Annotated in this window: 16 protein-coding genes and 1 pseudogene; 8 read left to right on the forward strand and 9 right to left on the reverse strand. The window is 73.6% G+C overall.

Annotated features, from left to right (window positions below):
• A pseudogene (locus AB0F10_RS35375) lies at positions 1 to 581 on the reverse strand (LuxR family transcriptional regulator); the annotation flags it as partial.
• 248 nt (positions 582 to 829) lie between these two features.
• Here AB0F10_RS35375 and AB0F10_RS35380 point away from each other — a divergent pair.
• The 5 genes from AB0F10_RS35380 (at position 830) to AB0F10_RS35400 (ending at position 6,616) form a co-directional block, all read left to right on the forward strand.
• Positions 830 to 2,287, forward strand: a complete 1,458-nt coding sequence (locus AB0F10_RS35380) for a dynamin family protein (RefSeq protein WP_360635418.1) — start codon at positions 830 to 832, stop codon at positions 2,285 to 2,287.
• Entirely contained in the window at positions 2,284 to 4,125 is a 1,842-nt protein-coding gene (locus AB0F10_RS35385; protein ID WP_360635421.1) for a dynamin family protein, read from the forward strand. The genes AB0F10_RS35380 and AB0F10_RS35385 overlap by 4 nt, the downstream gene beginning before the upstream one ends.
• A gap of 16 nt (positions 4,126 to 4,141) precedes the next feature.
• On the forward strand, positions 4,142 to 4,765 hold the full coding sequence (locus AB0F10_RS35390) for a hypothetical protein (protein WP_360635424.1): 624 nt from the start codon (positions 4,142 to 4,144) through the stop codon (positions 4,763 to 4,765).
• A gap of 93 nt (positions 4,766 to 4,858) precedes the next feature.
• Entirely contained in the window at positions 4,859 to 6,238 is a 1,380-nt protein-coding gene (locus tag AB0F10_RS35395; RefSeq protein WP_360635427.1) for an MFS transporter, read from the forward strand.
• 21 nt (positions 6,239 to 6,259) lie between these two features.
• Entirely contained in the window at positions 6,260 to 6,616 is a 357-nt protein-coding gene (locus tag AB0F10_RS35400) for a GntR family transcriptional regulator (RefSeq protein WP_360635430.1), read from the forward strand.
• A gap of 7 nt (positions 6,617 to 6,623) precedes the next feature.
• Here AB0F10_RS35400 and AB0F10_RS35405 read toward each other — a convergent pair whose 3' ends face one another.
• The 4 genes from AB0F10_RS35405 to AB0F10_RS35420 all read right to left on the reverse strand — a co-directional run bounded on the left by AB0F10_RS35405 (position 6,624) and on the right by AB0F10_RS35420 (position 11,215).
• Complete coding sequence (locus tag AB0F10_RS35405) at positions 6,624 to 7,448, reverse strand: rhamnogalacturonan acetylesterase (protein ID WP_360635433.1); 825 nt, start codon at positions 7,446 to 7,448, stop codon at positions 6,624 to 6,626.
• Positions 7,449 to 7,743: 295 nt separating this feature from the next.
• Positions 7,744 to 8,814: a hypothetical protein gene (locus AB0F10_RS35410; protein WP_360635436.1), complete on the reverse strand. Its 1,071-nt coding sequence runs from the start codon at positions 8,812 to 8,814 to the stop codon at positions 7,744 to 7,746.
• Positions 8,815 to 9,049: 235 nt separating this feature from the next.
• Positions 9,050 to 9,853 (reverse strand): hypothetical protein, encoded by an 804-nt coding sequence (locus tag AB0F10_RS35415; protein WP_360635439.1) that lies wholly within the window; start codon positions 9,851 to 9,853, stop codon positions 9,050 to 9,052.
• A gap of 174 nt (positions 9,854 to 10,027) precedes the next feature.
• Entirely contained in the window at positions 10,028 to 11,215 is a 1,188-nt protein-coding gene (locus tag AB0F10_RS35420; protein ID WP_360635442.1) for an MFS transporter, read from the reverse strand.
• 107 nt (positions 11,216 to 11,322) lie between these two features.
• On the opposite strand from AB0F10_RS35420, the gene AB0F10_RS35425 reads away from it, so the two are divergent.
• The 3 genes from AB0F10_RS35425 (at position 11,323) to AB0F10_RS35435 (ending at position 14,008) form a co-directional block, all read left to right on the forward strand.
• On the forward strand, positions 11,323 to 12,282 hold the full coding sequence (locus AB0F10_RS35425) for a LysR family transcriptional regulator (protein WP_360635445.1): 960 nt from the start codon (positions 11,323 to 11,325) through the stop codon (positions 12,280 to 12,282).
• 32 nt (positions 12,283 to 12,314) lie between these two features.
• A complete protein-coding gene (locus AB0F10_RS35430; protein ID WP_360635448.1) occupies positions 12,315 to 12,752 on the forward strand; it encodes a MarR family transcriptional regulator in 438 nt (145 codons plus the stop codon).
• Between the two features lie 89 nt (positions 12,753 to 12,841).
• Positions 12,842 to 14,008, forward strand: coding sequence for an MATE family efflux transporter (locus AB0F10_RS35435; protein WP_360635451.1), 1,167 nt, complete (start codon positions 12,842 to 12,844; stop codon positions 14,006 to 14,008).
• Here AB0F10_RS35435 and AB0F10_RS35440 read toward each other — a convergent pair.
• The 4 genes from AB0F10_RS35440 to AB0F10_RS35455 form a co-directional block, all read right to left on the reverse strand.
• Positions 13,924 to 14,769, reverse strand: a complete 846-nt coding sequence (locus AB0F10_RS35440) for an undecaprenyl-diphosphate phosphatase (RefSeq protein WP_360635454.1) — start codon at positions 14,767 to 14,769, stop codon at positions 13,924 to 13,926. The genes AB0F10_RS35435 and AB0F10_RS35440 overlap by 85 nt on opposite strands.
• 58 nt (positions 14,770 to 14,827) lie before the next feature.
• Entirely contained in the window at positions 14,828 to 15,799 is a 972-nt protein-coding gene (locus AB0F10_RS35445; protein WP_360635457.1) for a tyrosine-type recombinase/integrase, read from the reverse strand.
• 13 nt (positions 15,800 to 15,812) lie between these two features.
• A complete protein-coding gene (locus AB0F10_RS35450; protein WP_360635460.1) occupies positions 15,813 to 17,405 on the reverse strand; it encodes an ABC-F family ATP-binding cassette domain-containing protein in 1,593 nt (530 codons plus the stop codon).
• Between the two features lie 241 nt (positions 17,406 to 17,646).
• On the reverse strand, positions 17,647 to 18,150 hold a 504-nt coding region (locus AB0F10_RS35455; protein ID WP_360635464.1), incomplete at its 5' end, for a sigma-70 family RNA polymerase sigma factor.

Consider the following 18,150-nt stretch of genomic DNA (forward strand, 5'->3'; position numbering starts at 1 on the left):
CCGGCGCCGGCCTGCCGGGCCAGGGCGGTGATCGCCAGGGGGTTGCCGCCGGCGCGCCGCACGACGCCGGCGAGGGCCTCGTCGCTGAGCTGGCCGCCGACGCGCCGGGCCAGGTCGGTGGCGGTGTCCGCGGACAGCGGCGGCACGTCGAGCCAGGCGGTCGCCGATGCCCGCAGCGCCGCGACCGTCTGCTCGTCGAGGCGGTGCGGCGCGCGCAGGGCGACCACCACCCGCACGTGCAGGGCCAGGTGCGGCAGCGCCGCGAGGGTCGCCGGGTCCGCGTACTGCAGGTCGTCGAGGACGAGCAGGCCGCCGCGGACCCGGGAGTGCACGGCCTCGGCGAGCAGGGGCACGTCGTGGGTGGGCAGCCGGGCCTTCACGGCCCGGGACAGCGCCAGCGCCGGCACGTCGGCCAGCATCGCGAGCCCGCCGCCGGCGTGCACCGGACCGGCCGCGAGGCCGGCGATGCGCCGCAGCAGCGTGGAGCGTCCGGACCCGGGCGCACCGGTGAGCATGACGAGGCCCGGGCGGCGCAGATGCGCGGCGGCCAACCCGGCCAGGTCCTGCTGTGCCACCGGCATCCCCTTGTCTCGGTGCCCGCCGACCGTGGTCCGTGCCCGGGTGGCACGAACACGGGATCTGCGTCGCCTCGTCGATCCGTAGTCTGTGATGCGGCAGGCATTCCGCCCTGCCCGCGAACGGGAAGGGTGGCGCTTGTGTCGGGAACGACGGCCGCGGTCAGCACATTCTCGCTGACGGTGTGCTCGGCTGACGAGTCATGACCGTCGGTCCGCTCTCCGGCCGCGTGGCTACGCTCTGTGATGAAATCGTGGCTCGGGTCGGTCCGCACGCCGGTAACCAGGCTCTTCAGGTCCGTGATCGGCTGTCCGAGCCCTTACGCGTCGCTATCGCGGGGCGGCTGAAAGCCGGAAAGTCGACACTCGTCAACGCGTTGATCGGGCGCCGGGTCGCCCCCACGGCCGTCGGCGAGTGCACCCGGGTGGTCACCCGGTTCCGCTACGGGCCCGCCGACCGTGTCGACGTGGTGCGCCGCGACGGCACCCGCTCGAGCCTGCCGCTGGGCGACGACGGCATGATCCCGCAGCGCCTCGGTGCCGGCGCCGCGCAGATCGCCTACGTCGACGTGACGCTGACCAGCGAGAAGCTGCGCGACCTCACCGTGGTCGACACGCCGGGCCTGGCGTCGACCGACACCCAGGTCAGCGCCCGCGCCGCGGCGCAGCTCGGCGAGGCGACCGCGCCGTTCGACGCCGACATCGACGCGGACTCCGCCTCCGAGGTCGCCGCGGCCGAGGCCGTCGTCTACGTGTTCACCCAGGCGGTCCGCGCCGACGACCTGCGCGCCCTGGAGGCCTTCCGCACCGCCTCCGCCCGGCTGGCCAGCAGCCCGATCAACGCGCTGGGGGTGTTCGGCAAGATCGACACCCTGGTCGGCGGCGCCGGGGATCCGTGGCCGGTCGCCGGTCCGCTCGCCGAGCGGCAGGGCGAGCTGCTCGCCCGTACCGTGTCCGAGGTCGTACCCGTGGTCGGCCTGCTCGCCGAGACCGGCGAGGCCGGCCGGCTCACCGCCGCCGACTGCGCCGCGCTGCGGGCGCTGGCCGCGCTGCCCGCCGCCGAGCTGCGGCTGCTGCTCGCCTCGGTGGACCTGTTCCGCGCCCGGCCGGCACCCGTCGGCGCGCAGCACCGCGAGCGGCTGCTGAGCCTGCTCGACCTCTACGGCGTCGGTTTCGCCCTGGCCCAGCTCGCCGCCGAGCCGCAGCTGGGCACCGGCGAGCTGGTCCGCCGGCTGGTGCAGGCCTCCGGCTTCCCCCGGCTGCGCAACACCCTGGACCAGACGCTGCGCTGGCGCGCCGACGCGATCAAGGCCGGCTGGGCCCTGGCCCGGCTCGAGCGCATCGCCGGCCACGAGGGCGACCCGCGCGACCGGGAGGCGCTGCGCGACGCCACCGAGCGGCTGCTGCGCGAGCCCGCCTACCACCGGCTGCGGCTGCTGGAGGTGGCGCAGCGCGTCGCCACCGGCGCGGTGCCGCTGCCGGCGGCCTGGGAGCGGGAGCTGACCCGGCTGGCGACCTCCGAGGACGCCCGGTGGATCCTGGGGCTGCCGGACGCCACCGGCGGCGAGCTGGCCGCGGCCGCGGTCGAGGCCGCCAACCGCTGGCGGGTCTACGCGGTCGCCGGGGCGGGCCCGGCCCAGTCGCGGGTCGCGCAGGTCGCGCACCGCGGCTTCCACCTGCTGGCCCAATCCGTACGGGAGCAGCAGCGGTGAGCCTCGCCAAGGAACTGGACACCGCCGTGCGCGACGCGCTCGCCGCGGTGCGCTCCGCCGACCCGGACGCCGGCGCGGAGCTGGCCGAGCGGCGCCGCGGGCAGCTGACCCGGCCCACGATCGTCATCGTCGGCGAGACCAAGCGCGGCAAGAGCTCGCTGCTCAACGCCCTGCTCGGGGTGCCCGGCCTGTCGCCTGTCGACGCGGCCGTCGCCACCGCCGCCTACCTGCACTTCTCCCCCGGCACCCCGGCGAGCGCGACCGCGTACGTGCCGGGTGCGCCCGAGCCGGTGCACGTCGACGTCGCCCGGCTCGCCGACTGGGCCACCGGCGGTGACCTGCCCGGCGGGGGCCGCGCGCCCCGGCGCATCGAGGTCGTGCACCCGGCGCCGCTGCTGCAGTACCTGAGCCTGCTGGACACCCCGGGCGTCGGCGGGCTCGACCCGGCGCACACCGCCGTCGCCGTGGACGCGGTCGAGCGGGCCACCGCGCTGCTGTTCGTCGCCGACGCGTCCGCGCCGCTGTCGCGGCCGGAGCTGGACTTCCTCGTCGCCGCCAGCGAGCGCGTCGACGCCGTCGTGTTCGCGCTGACGAAGATCGACGCGTACCCGGGGTGGCGCGGCATCGCCGAGGACAACCGGGCGCTGCTGCGCGCGCACGCGCCCCGCTTCGCCGACGCGCCCTGGTTCCCGGTCTCGGCGCGGCTGGCCGAGCTGGCGCTGAGCGTGCCCGCCGGGGAGCAGTCCGCGCTGGTCGACGCGTCGCGGATCGCCGAGCTGCAGCATGCCCTGGTCGAGCTCGCCGGGCGCGGCCACCAGCTGCAGCTCGCCAACGTGCTGCGCACCGCCCGCGGCGACCTGGCCCGCCTGGAGGCGGCCGCCGCCGACCGGCTGCGGGCCAGCGACGCCGACCCGGCCGAGGTCGCCCGGGTACGCGCCCAGCGCTCCGCCCTGGCCGCCCGCAAACGCACCGAGTCGCGGCAGTGGGCGCTGCTGCTGAGCACCGAGACGCAGCGGGCCCGCGTCGAGGTCGTCGGCCTGCTGCGCACCCGCATCGCCGCCGTGCAGCAGGACTTCGGCGCCCGCATCGACTCCGCCCGCGGCGAGGCCCTGGCCGCGCTGCCGGACCAGGTCGACGCGGAGCTGCAGGCGGTGGCGGTGCGGCTCTCCGACGATCTGCGGGTCACCTTCCGGCAGGTCGGCGAGCGGGTCCTGGCCCAGGTCTTCGACGACGAGGAGCTGGCCCGGGTCCTGGACCGGCTCAACGCGACCCTGCGGCACGCGCTGGCCGGCGGCCCGGCCCGCGACGGCTCGGGCGACAACATGCTGATCGCGCTGTCCGCCGGCGGGATCGCGTTCATGGCCGGCCGCGGCGCCATCCTCGGCGCCTCCGTCTTCGGCATCAGCAGCGCCGTCGCCGGCGGGCTGCTGATCCCGGTCGCCGGGCTGGGCCTGGGCCTGGCCGCGGGCGGCTACGTGCTGTACCGGAGGCGGGTGCAGTCCGACCGCCTGCAGGCCCGCGGCTGGCTGCGCGAGGTCCTGGGCGAGGCCCGCGCGGCCCTGTCCGACGAGATCTCGTACCGGTTCACCGACCTGCAGTACGCGCTCGGTGTCGCCGTCGACGACGCCGTCGAGCGGCGGCTGCGCGAACTCGACGCGCACATCGCGGACATCGACGCCGCGGTAGCGGAGGACGCCGCGGGCCGGGCCAGACGCCGGGCCCGGGCGAACGCGGACCTGGGCACGGTCCGCGCACAGATCAGGCAGGTCGACGAGGTACTCGCGCGGGCACGCAGCCTGACGCCGGTGCCCGCCGGCACCGGTCAGGAGCCGAGATGAGCAGGATGGTGCACCAGTGAGCGACGAACACGGCTGGCCGGATTTCCACGAGCCGGACGGGCACCCCGAACCCGGCGGCGAGCACGACCTGCCGTCGCACGAGCCGGTGGCCGACCACGGGCCGTTCCACGACGACCTGTTCGGCCACGACGATCCGGACTCGCACGACCCGGACGCGCACGACCCGGGTCAGCACGACGACGTCCACGACCCGGACCTCGGCACCGGCGGCGACGAGGCGAGCTGGGACGACGTGCACGAGCCCGGCTCCGGCCACGACGACGAGGTGGTGATGGGCCACGACGTGGTGGACGTCAGCGACGGGCACGGCCTCGGGCCGATCGGCGCCGATCCCGACGCGGCACCGGACCTGGAGCAGGTGAGCATGTTTCCGCCGATCGTGGACGTCGGCCCGCTGCCCGAGCCGGTCGACGGCTTCCCCTGGATCGACACCGGCAGCCTCGGGCTCTACCGGTCGGGGCCGGTCGACGCCGGCGCCGGCGCGGCGGTGCCGGCCGAGGACCTGGCCGCGTACGCCGCCGAGGACCTGCCGCCGGGCGCGGACCCGTGGGCGGCGCTCGCCGACTCCGACGACCCGGCCACCAGCACCCTCGCGAAGTGGTGGAGCCAGGACACGTAGCCGGCGGCAGATCGATCGCGTGTGGCGTATCCGCGGACGACCGCGGGATGGCATCATCAGCGCGCCATCCCCGACGCGCGCAGGAGCACAGCCATGACCGCCGCCACCACCGCCCCGGCGAGCACCCGCCGCGAACGCACGGGCTGGTACTTCTACGACTGGGCCAACTCGGCCTTCTCCACGACCGTCATCACGGTCTTCCTCGGCCCGTTCCTGACCAGCGTCACCGAGCAGGCCGCCGGGTGCGCGCTGGGCGCCGACGACTGCGACGGCCGGGTGCATCCGCTGGGCATCACGATCGCCGCCGGGTCCTACTTCCCCTATCTGGTGTCGCTGTCGGTGCTGCTGACCGTCTTCGTGCTGCCGGTGATGGGCGCGATCGCCGACCGCGCCGAGCGCAAGAAGCCGCTGCTGGCCACGGCGGCGTTCATCGGCGCCGGCGCTACCGTCGCGATGGCGTTCGTGACCGGCGAGCGGTACCTGCTCGGCGGGCTGCTGTTCATCATCGCCAACATCGCGTTCGGCGCGTCCGTGGTCGTCTACAACTCGTTCCTGCCGCGGCTGGCCGGCCCCGACGAGCGCGACAAGGTCTCCAGCCGCGGCTGGGCGCTGGGTTACCTCGGCGGCGGTGTCCTGCTGCTGATCAACCTGGCGGCGGTGACGGCGCTCAGCGTCGACGGCGACGACCAGCGCACCCTGGACCTGGCCCGCTGGTCCATCGTGTCGGCCGGCGTCTGGTGGGGTGCGTTCACCCTGCTGCCGCTGCGCTGGCTCAGGGAGCATCCCGCCACCGAGGTCGCCGACGCCGCGGCCCGCGCCGGCAACGTGCTCGTCGACGGGTTCCGCCAGCTCGGCCACACGATCCGCAGCATGCGGGCGTACCCGTTGACGTTGTCCTTCCTGGGCGCGTACCTGATCTACAACGACGGCATCCAGACGGTGATCTCGCTGGCCAGCCAGTTCGGCACCGAGGAACTGCACCTGGAGCAGAGCGCGCTGATCATCACGATCCTGATCGTGCAGTTCCTGGCGTTCGGCGGGGCGCTGCTGCTCGGCGGGCTCGCCACCCGGATCGGCGCCCGCAAGACGGTGCTGATCGCGCTGGCGCTGTGGCTCGGCGTCATCCTGGCCGCCTTCTGGCTGCCCGAGGGCGAACCGGTGCCGTTCATGCTGCTCGGCGTCGGCATCGGCCTGGTGATGGGCGGCAGCCAGGCGCTGAGCCGGTCGCTGTTCAGCCAGCTGATCCCGCAGGGCCGCGAGGGCGAGTACTACGGCTTCTACGAGATCAGCGACAAGGGCACCAGCTGGCTGGGCCCGCTCGCGTTCGGCCTGGTGTTCCAGCTGACCAACAGCTACCGCATCGGCATCGTGTCGCTGGTGGTGTTCTTCGTCGTGGGTGGCATCCTGCTGGCGTTGGTGCCGATGCGCCGGGCCATCGTCGCGGCCGGGAACACCCCGCCGCGGCTGCTGTAGCGCTGTCGCCAGGAGGCCGGGATGGACATCGTGATCGACGCCGGCTCGGCGGTGCCGCCGTACGAGCAGGTGCGGATGCGGATCGCCGAGCTGGCCGCCGCCGGCGAGCTCGCGGCCGGGACCCGGCTGCCGCCGGTGCGGCTGCTCGCCACCGAGCTGGGCCTGGCGGCGAACACGGTGGCCCGCGCCTACCGCGAGCTGGAGCAGGCGGGCCTGGTGGAGACCCACGGCCGGGCGGGCACGCTGGTCACCGCCCGGGCGGCGCGCACCCCGGCGGCGGCGCAGCAGGCCGCGGAGCGCTACGCGCAGCAGGCGACGGCGCTGGGCCTGGCCCCGCAGGCGGCGCTGGACCTGGTCCGCGCCGCCCTGCGGCTGTGACCGGTCCTCAGCTCTCCGCCGGCCGGGTCGCGGGCCAGGCGAGCGAGTCGCCGGGGATGTCCGGGTCGTGCAGCGCCCGGTGGTCGCGGCCCGGGATCATCCACGCCGCGGCGGCGACGAGCCGGGCCACCTCGATCGCGCCGTGCGCCTGGAAGTGGGTGTTGTCCGAGACCCCGGCGGGATAGTTCGGCGACTCGCCGGCGTCCAGCCACAGGAAGTACTCCTTGGTGGCCTCGGCGCCCAGCCGGCCCCACACCGCGAAGGACAGCGCGGTGAGGTCGATCAGCGGCGTGCGGGTCGCGGTGGCCAGCGCCCGCATCGCGTCCGGGTACTCGCCGTGTGACAGGTAGGGCTCGCCGGCGGCGGTGAAACGCCGCCGTTCGACGGGGGTCACCAGCACCGGCCGGGCGCCGGCGGCCCGCGCGCCGTCGAGGTAGCGGCGCAGGTAGTCCTGGAACGTGGTCCAGGGGTCGGTGCCGCGGGCCGGGTCCTCGATCTTCTCGTCGTTGTGCCCGAAGGAGACCAGCAGGACGTCGCCGGGCCGGATCGCGGCCAGGATGCGGTCGAGGCGGCCGAGGTCGGCGAAGCTCTTCGAACTGGCACCGGACAGCGCCTCGTTCACCACCGGGGTCTGCGGCCGCAGGAAGACCGGCAGGGCCTGCCCCCAGCCGGCGCGGGGCACGTCGGCCACGGCGTAGGTCGCGGCCGTCGAGTCGCCCGCGACGAAGACCGTCCGGCGCGGGGCGGCCTGTGCGGCTCCGGCGAGCCCCAGCCCGCCCGCGACGGCACCGCCGGCGGCGGCGCGCAACAGGGTCCTGCGTTCAAGCGTCATGTGGCCATCAAATCAACGAGCGTCGATTCAGGCAAGCGCTTACCAGTGGAACTCACCTGCCGGGATCCGGGAACCTGCCGGCTGCCGGCCGATCAGCCGTCTAGCGTTCGAGACGATGACCGCACCACCCGAGACCCCCGCTGACGAGGAACGATTCTGGCCTCTCCTGGGGGCGGTCGCGGGGACCTTCGGTCTCGTGCTGCTGCTCTGCTGCTCTGCGACGCTGTGGCGCGGGCTGCTTGCCCTGGGGAACTGTCATCCCGACGATTCTCGGCCTGAGTGCGCGCCGGAAAGTCTACGAATCAGCGAGTGGGCACCGGTCTGGGGAACGTCCATCGGTCTGGCTGTCGCCGTGATCGGGTGCTGGATCTGGCCACGACATCCCCGCGCGGTCTGGCTCTTCTTCGGGTACGTGGTGGCGTTGCTCGGCTTCGCGGCCGGCTTCCCCGGGGCACGCACCTGACGTCCGCCGGCCGGCGGACGGATCCGCCGGCGGTCGCGTCCGGCAGGCACGCAGGAGGGCGGCGAGCATCACAGCGCCGCTGACCGCACCGAGCAGGAACTGGGCCGCCGCGACATCGAGCCGCTCCGGCCACAGCGTGCCCGGATCGGGGGACACCGCCTGGTGCATCGCGAACGGGAGTTTCCAGCAGCCCCAGGCGACGAGGAATCCCGATACCAGCCAGCCGGCACCGAACGGTATCCACGCCGGCATGGACGGCCGGGCGCGGGCGATGACCCAGAGGCTCCAGGCACCGGCGATCGACCAGACGGCGGCGTTGCCGGTCTGCAGACGCCAGGCCAGGTCACGCGCCTGCGGGTACCGCAGGCCGATCGTGCCACCGGCGGCCCAGTACAGATCCAGCACGCCGACCATCAAGGTCCCGGCCACGGCGGCCCGGTACCCGGGGATCAGGCGCCGGGCGGTGCCGCCGTCCCCGATCCGGCCGGCGAAGGCGGCCGGCCAGCGAGCCCTCAGGTAGAGGGGCAGCGCGACGGCCAGGCACACAGCCATCCCGAGGAAGCTGAACTGGATCAACCACGCCTCCCAGGCCGGCATGCCCGACGACGCCCTGCCGGACGCCGGGTCGGCGGCCGGGATCAGCGAATCCACGACGGCGTAAGGGACCATGGGAAGAAGAAACCCGCAGCCGATCCAGGCACAGGACACCACCACGAACGCGGGGATCCGCTCACCCCACGGCCGGATCAGCGCCAGGCTGAGGGCGATGCCCGCCGCGGCCATGCCGACCGTCACCAGGTTCAGCGCGACGAAGGCCGCCACGCTCAGGTGCTCCGTCCCGGGAAGCAGACCCGACAGGGCGCCGGCGACCCAGAAGATCTTTATCAGCAGGTACGGCGTCATCGCGACGGCGCCACCGTAGGCGAACCCGGCGCGCCATCCGCCCGGTCGAGAACCCGGCGACGCTACACCCGCATTCACACCCGCCCATGCGTCCACGTCCCCGATTCTTGTGCTCGGTGACTGTGGCCATGCTGAGAGCGGCCCTCCGGATCTGCGGTGTCGAGGGCACTGGACACTGTTTCGCCATAAATGGGCAGAAACGGCATGCGGCGCCATCGCCGACCCGCGTGGTGGTTCAGCGCACGCTGATGACACGGTCGGTGGCGAGGTCGAGGACGAGGTTCTCGTCGTCGCCGACCCACAGCCCGCCGAGCCGGTGGATCTCCAGATACCACGCCGAGACGTCGCGGCGGCCGGTGTCGTTCGGGTCCATGAACGTGCCGCCGATGTGCACGTGGGAGAAGCGGTCGTCCTTGTCGTCGACGTCGACGTAGTCGGTTCGCTGCCAGGACAGCCCGGGCGCACGCCCGGCGTTGGGATCGTCGCGTTCAATGAGCCACAGGTCGCCGAAGAGGCCGAACCGGACCCGGTCGTCGCTCGGAGGAAGGTCCTCGCCGGGCGCCAGTTGGCGGCCCTGGCGTGGACGCTCGGTCCGCTCGCCGGTGAACTCGGCGGCGGTGAGCCAGACCGCGGCGTAGAAATCGCCGGTGTCCGGGTCGCCGACGACGCCGGCGTGCGGGTGCGGGCGCGCGGAGGCGACGTCGCCCCAGAACGGGTCGTCCGGGTGGGCCACCTGGGACAGGTCGCCCGCGAGGGCCGCGGCGAACTCCGCCGGGGCGGGCAGGAAGCCGTGCTCGTCCGGCCAGTCGAAGACCGAGATGGCGACCAGATCGGCGGAGCGGCGCCGATAATCCGCAGGCAGGCCGATCGTCGCGTCGTGCACGAGGGGCTGCCCGGTTCTCGGCGAACGGGGCCAGGTGACCGGGTCGATCGCGGGACCGGCCGGGCCGGCCCATCCCGCGGGCTGCGGTGCCGGCCCGACCCGGCGCGCGGCGACGGCGGTGTCGTATGGGCCGGCCACCACGTCGTACGCCTTCATGACAGATGAGACCTTCCTCGGACGGCAGCGACGGCGCGCAACAGGTTATCGGGCCGGCCTAGCGACGCTGTTTACACCCGTGCGGGTGACACTCGAGGGCATCATGGCGGTCTGCCTGATCAACGCCGGCCGGGTCGCCGGCCCGGCGGATGCCGCCGGCGCGACCGGGCCGCGCTACTCGTGCCGTGTCGGCAGCAGCAGGGGGGTGAGCAGGATGAGCAGGCCGGCGGCGGCGATCGCGGTGCGGGGGCCGGTGATGGCGGCCAGCAGGCCCCACAGCGCGGTCAGGGCCGCGACGACCGTCTTGCCGGTGACCGACCACGCCGACAGGGTGCGGGCGATCCGGTCCGTCCGGGTCTGCTCGAGCCGGTAGGTGGCGAAGACCGGGTTGAACACCCCCATGCAGGTGATCAGTCCGAACTCGACGGCGATGACGAGGACCAGCCCGGCCGTGCCGGGTACGACGAAGGCCAGCCCGATCGACCAGCACGCGCGCAGCGTCCCGGCGGTGAGCATGACCCGGTCCCGGCCGAAGCGGGCGACGAGGGGGCGGGCCAGCCGCGAGCCGAGGATGCCGCCGAGGCAGGGCAGCCCGAACGCGAGGCCGTACTGCCAGGGTGCGAAGCCGAGTTCGCCGAGCATGAGGACGGCGAGCAGCGGCAGGGTCGCCAGGATCAGGCCATTGACACCGACCGTGTTGAGAAACAGCGGCCGCAGCGCCGGGTGGGTCAGGATGTGGCGCCACCCTTCGAGCAGGTCGCCGGGCCGCAGCCGCGTTCCGGTGCGCTCGGGGCGCGGCTCGCCGCCGCCGATGGCCTGGATCCCGGCGGCCGACAGCAGGTAGCTGACCGCGTTGGCGGCCATGGTCGTCACGGGGCCGAGCAGCCCGATCGCGGCCGTGCCGGCCGGCGGCCCGAGTACGGAGGCGGTCCAGGTCGTCGACTCGAACCGCCCGTTCGCCCTCAGCAGGTCCTCGGGCCGCACGAGCGTCTTCAGGTAGGCGCCGCCGGCCGCGCTGAAGGCGATGTCGGCGGCGCCGACGACGACGGACACGATCAGCAGCTGGACGAAGCCGAGCAGGCCGAGCGCGTACGCGGCGGGGATGCTCATCAGCGCGGCGAACCGGATCAGGTCCATCGCGATCATCGTCGGGCGTTTGCGGCGGAACTCGACCCAGGGCCCGAGCGGCACCGCCAGCACGGCTCCGGCCGCGAGCCCGGTGGCCGCCAGCGCCGACACCTGGGCCGGCCCGGCGTGCAGGGCGAGGATCGCGATCAGGGCGAACGCGTCGAAGGCGAGCCAGGTGCCGAGCGTGCTGACCCCGTACGCCGCCCACAACCATCCGAATCGCCGGCCCACCATGCCCCCTCGAACAACCCGGTAGAGCAAAGCGGACGGGACGACAGCCGGTCAAACAACCGTTTCGGCGGTGCGTCACAACCTGAGGTTGTGCACTAACGTGGTTCGGCGTGGATCTCGAAGCCGTGCGCACCTTCGCCGCGGTCGCGGGCGCGGGCCGGTTCCAGGACGCCGCCGCCGACCTGTCGGTCACCCAGCAGGCGATCTCGAAGCGCATCGCCGCGCTGGAGCGCGACCTCGGGGTGCGGTTGTTCACCCGCACGGCCCGCGGGGCCCGGCTGACCGTCGACGGCCAGGTGTTCCTGCCGCACGCCCGGGAGCTGCTGCGGGTGGCGGGGCGCGCGGACGCCTCGGTGCGTCCGGGCCGGCGCGCGCTGCGCGTCGACGTGGTCAGCCGGCGGATCGCGCCGGCGGTGCTGCTGCAGGACTTCCACCGCGGGCATCCCGGGATCGAGCTCGATGTGGTGGCCATGCTGGACGCCGACGTCGGCGCGGCGGTCGCCGCCGTCGAGGCCGGCACGATCGACGCCAGTTTCCACGCGGTCGCCCCGCAGTTGCGGCTGCCGGACGCGATCCGCAGCGCCCGGGTGATCGACGAACCGCACCAGATTCTCGTCGGTCCCCGCCACCCGCTGGCGAGGGCCCCGGCGGTCACGCCCGCGGAGCTCGCCAGGCACCGGATCTGGATGCCGGGCCTTGCCGCCGGGTCGGAGGTGGCCGGGTACTTCGCCGAGCTCGCCGACACCTTCGGGCTCGATCTGGACGTCGTCGGGCCGGTCTTCGGCTACGAGGCGCTGCTGGCCGAGATCGCGGAGTCGCCGGACCTGGCGACCCTGGTCGGCGAGGGCTCGCGGTATCTGTGGCCGGACAGCTACGACCTGCGGCGCATCCCGGTGCGCGACCCGGCCCTGGTCTACCCGTTGTCGCTGATCTGGCGCGAGGACAATCAGCACCCCGCGCTCCCCCGGTTCCGCGCCTACCTCGACACCCGGCGGCCGGAGCCGTCCGGCGCCGCCGTATGGGTGCCGACCTGGGCGCGGTGGGCGGCCTCACATCAGTTCGAACGTTGATGGTTAGAGTTCTAACAGTTAGCGTTCGTAGCATGGATGCACCGAAGCTCACCACCAGCCTGGAGCTGGTCCGCTGGATCGGATGGGCGCAGCGCAAGGCCGGCGAGGACTGGATCCGGGCGCGCGAGCTCAGCCACGAGCAGAGCTTCGTGCTCGGCTACCTCGTGCAGCACCCCGGCTCGATCCAGCGCGACATCGCGCGGATCAGCCGCACCAGCGCGGCGAGCGTCTCCAGCCTGCTGCAGGGCCTCGAGCGCCGCGGCCTCGTCGAGCGCCGCACGGAGCCCGGCGACGAGCGCAGCAAACGCGTCTACGCGACCCCGGCCGGCGTCGAGCTGATCGCCGGGTTCGAGGCGGCGATGGCCGCCGCCGACGAGACCATCCTCGCCCCGCTGGACCAGGCCGAACGCGCCGCCCTGCACGCCCTGCTCACGAAGATCACCGCAGTGCTGCCGCAGCCGGCCCGGTAGTAGACCCCGCCTTCAGCCGCGCCGGCGTCGAACGCCGCCGCGCGCTTCACCCTGCCCGGAAAAGGAACAGCCATGACCACTGCCTCGTCATGGCGATCGGCGGCGTGTTCGGCGTCGGCGGCGGCGCGCTCATTTCGCGGCTGCTGGGCGCGGCGGAGCGCGACCCGGCGAAGGCCGGCGAGATCAGGCACGTGTCGTCGTTCGCCGTCTGGGGCTCGGTGGCCGCCGGGGCCGTCTTCGGCGCCGCCGGGCTGCTCGCGCTGGACCCGCTCGTGTCGCTGCTGGGCGCCGACGCCGCCACCACCACGGCGACGCACGCCTACGTCGGCGTCATGCTGGCCTTCGTGCCGGTGCTCGCCGCGGCCTTCTGCCTCGAACAACTCGTACGCGCGGAGGGCGCCGCCCGCCAGGTGATGATCGGCCTTATCGCCTCCACGGTCGCGAACGTCGTGCTCGACGTCCTGTTCATCCTCGTGCTGCACCGGGGTGTCGCCGGCGCGGCCCTGGCGATGGGCCTGTCCAGCCTCGGCGTCGTCGCCTACTTCGTCACCTGGCTGCAGCGCCACAGCGCGCACGTGAGCCTCGCACCGCGCTGGTTCACCCTCTCGCCCGGCGTGCTGAAGCCCGTCCTCGGCGTCGGCGTCGGCGAGTTGTTCCAGGCCGCCTTCCTGATCGTCACGTCGCTGGTGCTCAACAACCTCGCGGTCGGCTACGGCGACGACGCGCTCGCCGCCATGGGCGTCGCGGTCCGCATCGCGCAGGTGCCGGAGTTCCTGGTGATGGGCATCACGATCGGCGTGCTGCCGCTGCTCGCCTACTGCTACGGCAAGGGCGACCGGGACCGTCTCATGGCGGCGCTGCGCGCCTGCGCGGTGACCGTCGGCGGCATCGTCATGGTCTTCTCGACGACGGTGTTCCGGCCGCGCGGTGCCGGCGATCGTGATGTCCCTGGCGCAGGGGGTCCTGTTCATCCCGATCGTGATCCTCGGCAACCTGTGGTTGGGGCTGCCCGGCGTCATCTGGGCGCTGACCGTCACCGAGGCCATCGTGTTCGTCGTCGGCGTCGCGATGTGGCTGGCCTCGCGCCGCGGCATCGACCGCGGCCTCGCCGAGGGCAGCCCCGAACGCGCCGAGCAGGCCCTGGAGCAGGCCGAGGCCTGACCCAGGCCGGCTACTTCGGTTCGATGACGTTCGTGGCCAGCAGCACCATCAGCAGCGCACCCAGCACCAGCCGGTACGCGATGAAGATGCTGTAGGAGTGCTTGGCGATGAACTTCAGCAGCCAGGACACCGCGAACCAGCCGACGATGAAGCTGGTGATGGTCGCGACGATCGTCGGGAACCAGCCGACGCCGCCGTTGTCGGCGGAGATGTTGTCGAACTCGGTGACCGTCTGCAGCACGCTCGCGCCGAGCAGCGCCGGGATGGACAGGAAGAACGACAGCTTGGTGACCGTCACCCGATCGAAGTCGCGCAGCAGGCCCGCCGACATGGTGGCACCGGAACGCGACACACCCGGCAGCAGGGCGAGGCACTGCACCGTGCCGATGATCAGGGTGTCCTTCCAGGTGATGTCCTCCTCGTGGCGCACCTGGGTGGCGGCACGATCGGCGAACGCCATCACGCCGCTCCACAGCACCAGCGACCAGGCCACGACCCACAGGCTGCGCAGCGTCGAGGTGATCGCGTCCTGGAACAGCAGCCCGACGATGCCGATCGGGATGGAGCCGAGGATGATCGCCCAGCCGAAACGGTAGTCGGGGTCGGCGCGGTGCTCGGCGTTCAGCACGCCCCGGAACCAGGCGGGGACGATCCGGGCGATGTCCTTGCGCAGGAAGATGGCCGTGGCGAGCACGGCACCGGACTGGATGATCGCCGTGAACGCCGTGATGTCCTGTGCGTCGATCTCGTAGCCGAGCAGCTTTTCCAGGATGGTCAGGTGCCCCGTACTGGAAACCGGCAGGAATTCGGTGAAACCCTCCACCGCACCGAGCAGCACCGCTTCGAAGATGTTCAACCCGACCCCGCTTCTTTTGACCGACCCGCCGACCGCTGGTCGAGAATAGGGGGTCGGCTCACGGCGTGCTTCGCCGGACCCGCGCCGCCGCGATCGTGTAGGCCGGATCGCGGTCGAGGTTGTGCCGATCGCGGTCGTAGCGGCGGGTGGTCCGCGGGTCGGCGTGACCCATCGCGTCCTGCACGTCCTCCAGCGGCACCCCCTCGGCGCGGGCCGTGGTGGCGAACGCGTGCCGCAGCGAGTGCGGCGACAGCCGGGCCCAGCCGTCGATGCCGGCGTCCCGGGCCAGGCGCCGCACCAGCCGGAACACCGAGTGCCGGTCGATGCGGGCGCCGCTGGCGGTGACCAGCAGCGGCCCGTCGAGCCGGTCGGCGGTGGTGTCCTCGGCGCCGGCGCGCCAGGCCAGGTAGGCGTCCAGCGCCGCCGCCGCGTACGGGGTCAGCGCCCGCCGCCGGGGTTTGCCGCCCTTGCCGGTGAAACGCACGCTGCGGTGCCCGCGCTCGACGCCGAGATCGGCCACGTCGAGGCCGACGACCTCGCCGACGCGCAGCCCGAGATCGGCGAGCAGGGCAAGCACGACCAGGTTGCGCACCGCGGCCGGGCCGGTCTCGGCGCCGGCGGCGGCGAGCAGCGCGTCGACCTGCTCCGGGCTCAGCCCGACGGTGGCGGAATGGTCGCGCGACACCGGCGGGCGGTCCGCGCCGCCGACCGGGTTCGCCGCGACCGCCCGCAGCTTCACCAGGAAGTCATACCAACTGGACAACCCGGACAGTTTGCGGGCCACGGTCGCCGGTGCCAGCGGCCGGGCCTCCAGACCCCGGGCGTACGCGTTGACGTCCAGGAACGACGCGCGCAGCGGCTCGACGTCGCGGGCCGCGCACCAGGCCAGCCACCCGGCGACGTCACGCCGGTACGCGTCGCGGGTGTGCTCCGACAGCCGCCGGTTCGCCAGCCACGCCTCGGTGACCTGCTCGGCGCCGCCGCCCACGGCGACCGCACCACCACCCTGTCTGGGAACCGGCAACGACATGCCCGCCATCGTGTCAGCTCTGCCGCACCGTGCCGTCCGCGACATGCCAGGTGCGGGTGTGCCCGACCGCCTCGGCGAAGACCCGGTCGTGGGTGACGGTCAACAGCGTCCCCCGGTACGCCCGCAGCGCCTCCTCGATGACGTCGAGCGCGTCGAAGTCGAGGAAGTTGGTGGGCTCGTCGAGCAGCAGGACCCGCGCCGGGCTGTTCACCATCACCGCGAGCAGCAGCCGGCGCAGCTCCCCGGCGGACAGCTCACGCATCCGCGCACCCCACTGGTCGGCGCCGAACTGGTGCCCGGCGAGCAGCCGCTCGGCGTCCTCGGCGTAGACCGGCACCCGGGAGCGGAAGAAGTCGAGCACGGTGGTGGCGCCGCGCAACCCGTCGGAGGTCTGCGGCAGCACCGCCAGGGGCACGCCGGCGTGCTCGGCGATCGCGCGCAGCAGGGTCGTCTTGCCGGCACCGTTGCGGCCGGTGATCAGGATCCGGTCGCCGCGGGTGACGTCGAGGTCGACGCCGTCGAGCAGGGTCCGCTCCCCCGCCTTCACCGTCAGGTCCCGCACGGCCAGCACGGTGCCGGGTTCGCCGTCGTCGTCGCCGGGGAAGGCCAGCGTCAGCGGCGGGCGGGTCTGCGGCCGGGCGATCCAGCGTGCCGACTCCATCTGCCGGCGCAGCCGCCGCTCGCGGGCCTTCGCCTTCTTCGCCACCTTCTTCGCGATGCGCCGCAGGTGCGGCGCCTCCACGCCGGAACGCACCGTCGTCTCCACGAACCGGGCCTGACGCTTGGTCAACTCGATGTCCTGCTCCCAGCGGATCCGGTCCTTCTCCTGCGCCTCGAAGTCCAGCAGCAGCCGCTGCCAGCGCCGGTTCTTCTCGGCCCGGTAGGCGCTGTAGCCGCCCCCGGGATAGTCCTGCACCTGCTCGTGGATGCCGTCGAGCTCGACCACATGGGTGACGGCGGTGTCCAGGAAGGCCCGGTCGTGGCTGACGGCGAGGATCCCGCCGGGGAACTCGCGCAGCCACCCGGCGAGCCAGGCGGCGCCGTCGGCGTCGAGATGGTTGGTCGGCTCGTCGAGCAGCAGCACGTCCGGCGCCTCCATCAGCGCCCGGGCCAGCAGCAGCCGGGCCTGCTCGCCGCCGCTGACCGCGCCCAGGGCCAGCTCCCGCGGCAGATGGTCGATGTCGAGCCGCTGACGGATCTCGGCGAGCCGGGTCTCGGCGTTCCACCCTTCGAGAGCGGTCCAGCGCTCCAGGACCCGGCCGTACTCGTCGAGGACGTCGTCGCCGCGCTCGAGCGCCGCCGCCAGCAGCCGCAGCCGCCCGGCGACCCCGGCGAGTTCGCCGAGCCCCGCGGCGAGGAAGTCCCCGACCGTGCCGGCCGGATCGCCGAGCTGCTGCGGGACGTAGCCGATCCGGGTGCCGGGGCCGCGGGTGACGGCGCCGGACGCCGGCGGGAGCTCCCCGGCGAGGACCCGCAGCAGGGTCGTCTTGCCCGCACCGTTGGGGCCGACCACGCCGACGCGGTCGCCCGGGCCGACGATCAGGTCGACACCGGAAAAGAGCAGATCACCGTCGTGGGCGCGGCTGATCGAGGCGGCTTTCAACAAGGAGTCCTCCGGAAAACACAGATACCGACACGGGTACGGCGACCCGCGCGCCAGGCCTCAGGGCGGCGCTCACGGGTCGGGTCGGTATCACACGGAGAAGTCGGCTCCTCGGAATCGGCGGCAGGTCCCGGCGTCAACCATCGCTCGCCGCGGCGCGGCCCGCAACCGGATTACCGCCACAACGCGACGGGCCGTCACGCGAAGCGTGGCGGCCCTTTCGGATTCGCGGTACAGGCGCACATCAGGCGGCCGCGTACGCCACCGACCGGTTCATGCCGCGCACGTCGGTCACGGCCAGCCGCGACGACATCGTGCTGCGACCGGCGATCTGCGCCGCGTACGCCGCCCGGCGCCGGGCCACACAGCCGTCGCCCTGCGCGCCGGCGGCCTCCTGCTGCTCCATGTGCGTGTTCAGGCCGTCCCGCAGCAGCGCCAGCGCCTCCGTGCGCAGCTGCGACACCCGCGACTCGGTCACGCCCAGCTCGGCGGCGACCGCCGACAACGGCCGCTCCTGCAGGAACGACGACTCGACGACGAACCGCAGCCGCTCCGGCAGCACCGCGACCGCGTCGTGCAGGTAGCCGATCCGCTCGCGGTGCAGCAGCGTCTCCTCGGGGTTCATCGAACCCTCGGTGACCATGTCCTCGGCCGTGCCGACCGCGAAGCCCTGCAGCGACAGCACCGCGGCGCGCTGCACGTCGTCCTCGACGTCGGCGAGCTCGCCGACGCCGACACCCAGCCGCAG

Origin of the sequence: Actinoplanes sp. NPDC026623, assembly GCF_040638275.1 — a bacterium.
In the GTDB taxonomy this organism is placed as follows: Bacteria; Actinomycetota; Actinomycetes; order Mycobacteriales; family Micromonosporaceae; genus Actinoplanes.

Excerpts from the sequence above, each read along its gene's own strand:
- AB0F10_RS35415 (WP_360635439.1), bottom strand. The coding sequence starts at position 9,853 with ATGAAGGCGTACGACGTGGTGGCCGGCCCATACGACACCGCCGTCGCC.
- AB0F10_RS35445 (WP_360635457.1), bottom strand. The coding sequence starts at position 15,799 with ATGTCGTTGCCGGTTCCCAGACAGGGTGGTGGTGCGGTCGCCGTGGGC.
- AB0F10_RS35405 (WP_360635433.1), bottom strand. The coding sequence starts at position 7,448 with ATGACGCTTGAACGCAGGACCCTGTTGCGCGCCGCCGCCGGCGGTGCC.
- AB0F10_RS35420 (WP_360635442.1), bottom strand. The coding sequence starts at position 11,215 with ATGGTGGGCCGGCGATTCGGATGGTTGTGGGCGGCGTACGGGGTCAGC.
- AB0F10_RS35430 (WP_360635448.1), top strand. The coding sequence starts at position 12,315 with ATGGATGCACCGAAGCTCACCACCAGCCTGGAGCTGGTCCGCTGGATC.
- AB0F10_RS35400 (WP_360635430.1), top strand. The coding sequence starts at position 6,260 with ATGGACATCGTGATCGACGCCGGCTCGGCGGTGCCGCCGTACGAGCAG.
- AB0F10_RS35410 (WP_360635436.1), bottom strand. The coding sequence starts at position 8,814 with ATGACGCCGTACCTGCTGATAAAGATCTTCTGGGTCGCCGGCGCCCTG.
- AB0F10_RS35435 (WP_360635451.1), top strand. The coding sequence starts at position 12,842 with ATGGCGATCGGCGGCGTGTTCGGCGTCGGCGGCGGCGCGCTCATTTCG.
- AB0F10_RS35395 (WP_360635427.1), top strand. The coding sequence starts at position 4,859 with ATGACCGCCGCCACCACCGCCCCGGCGAGCACCCGCCGCGAACGCACG.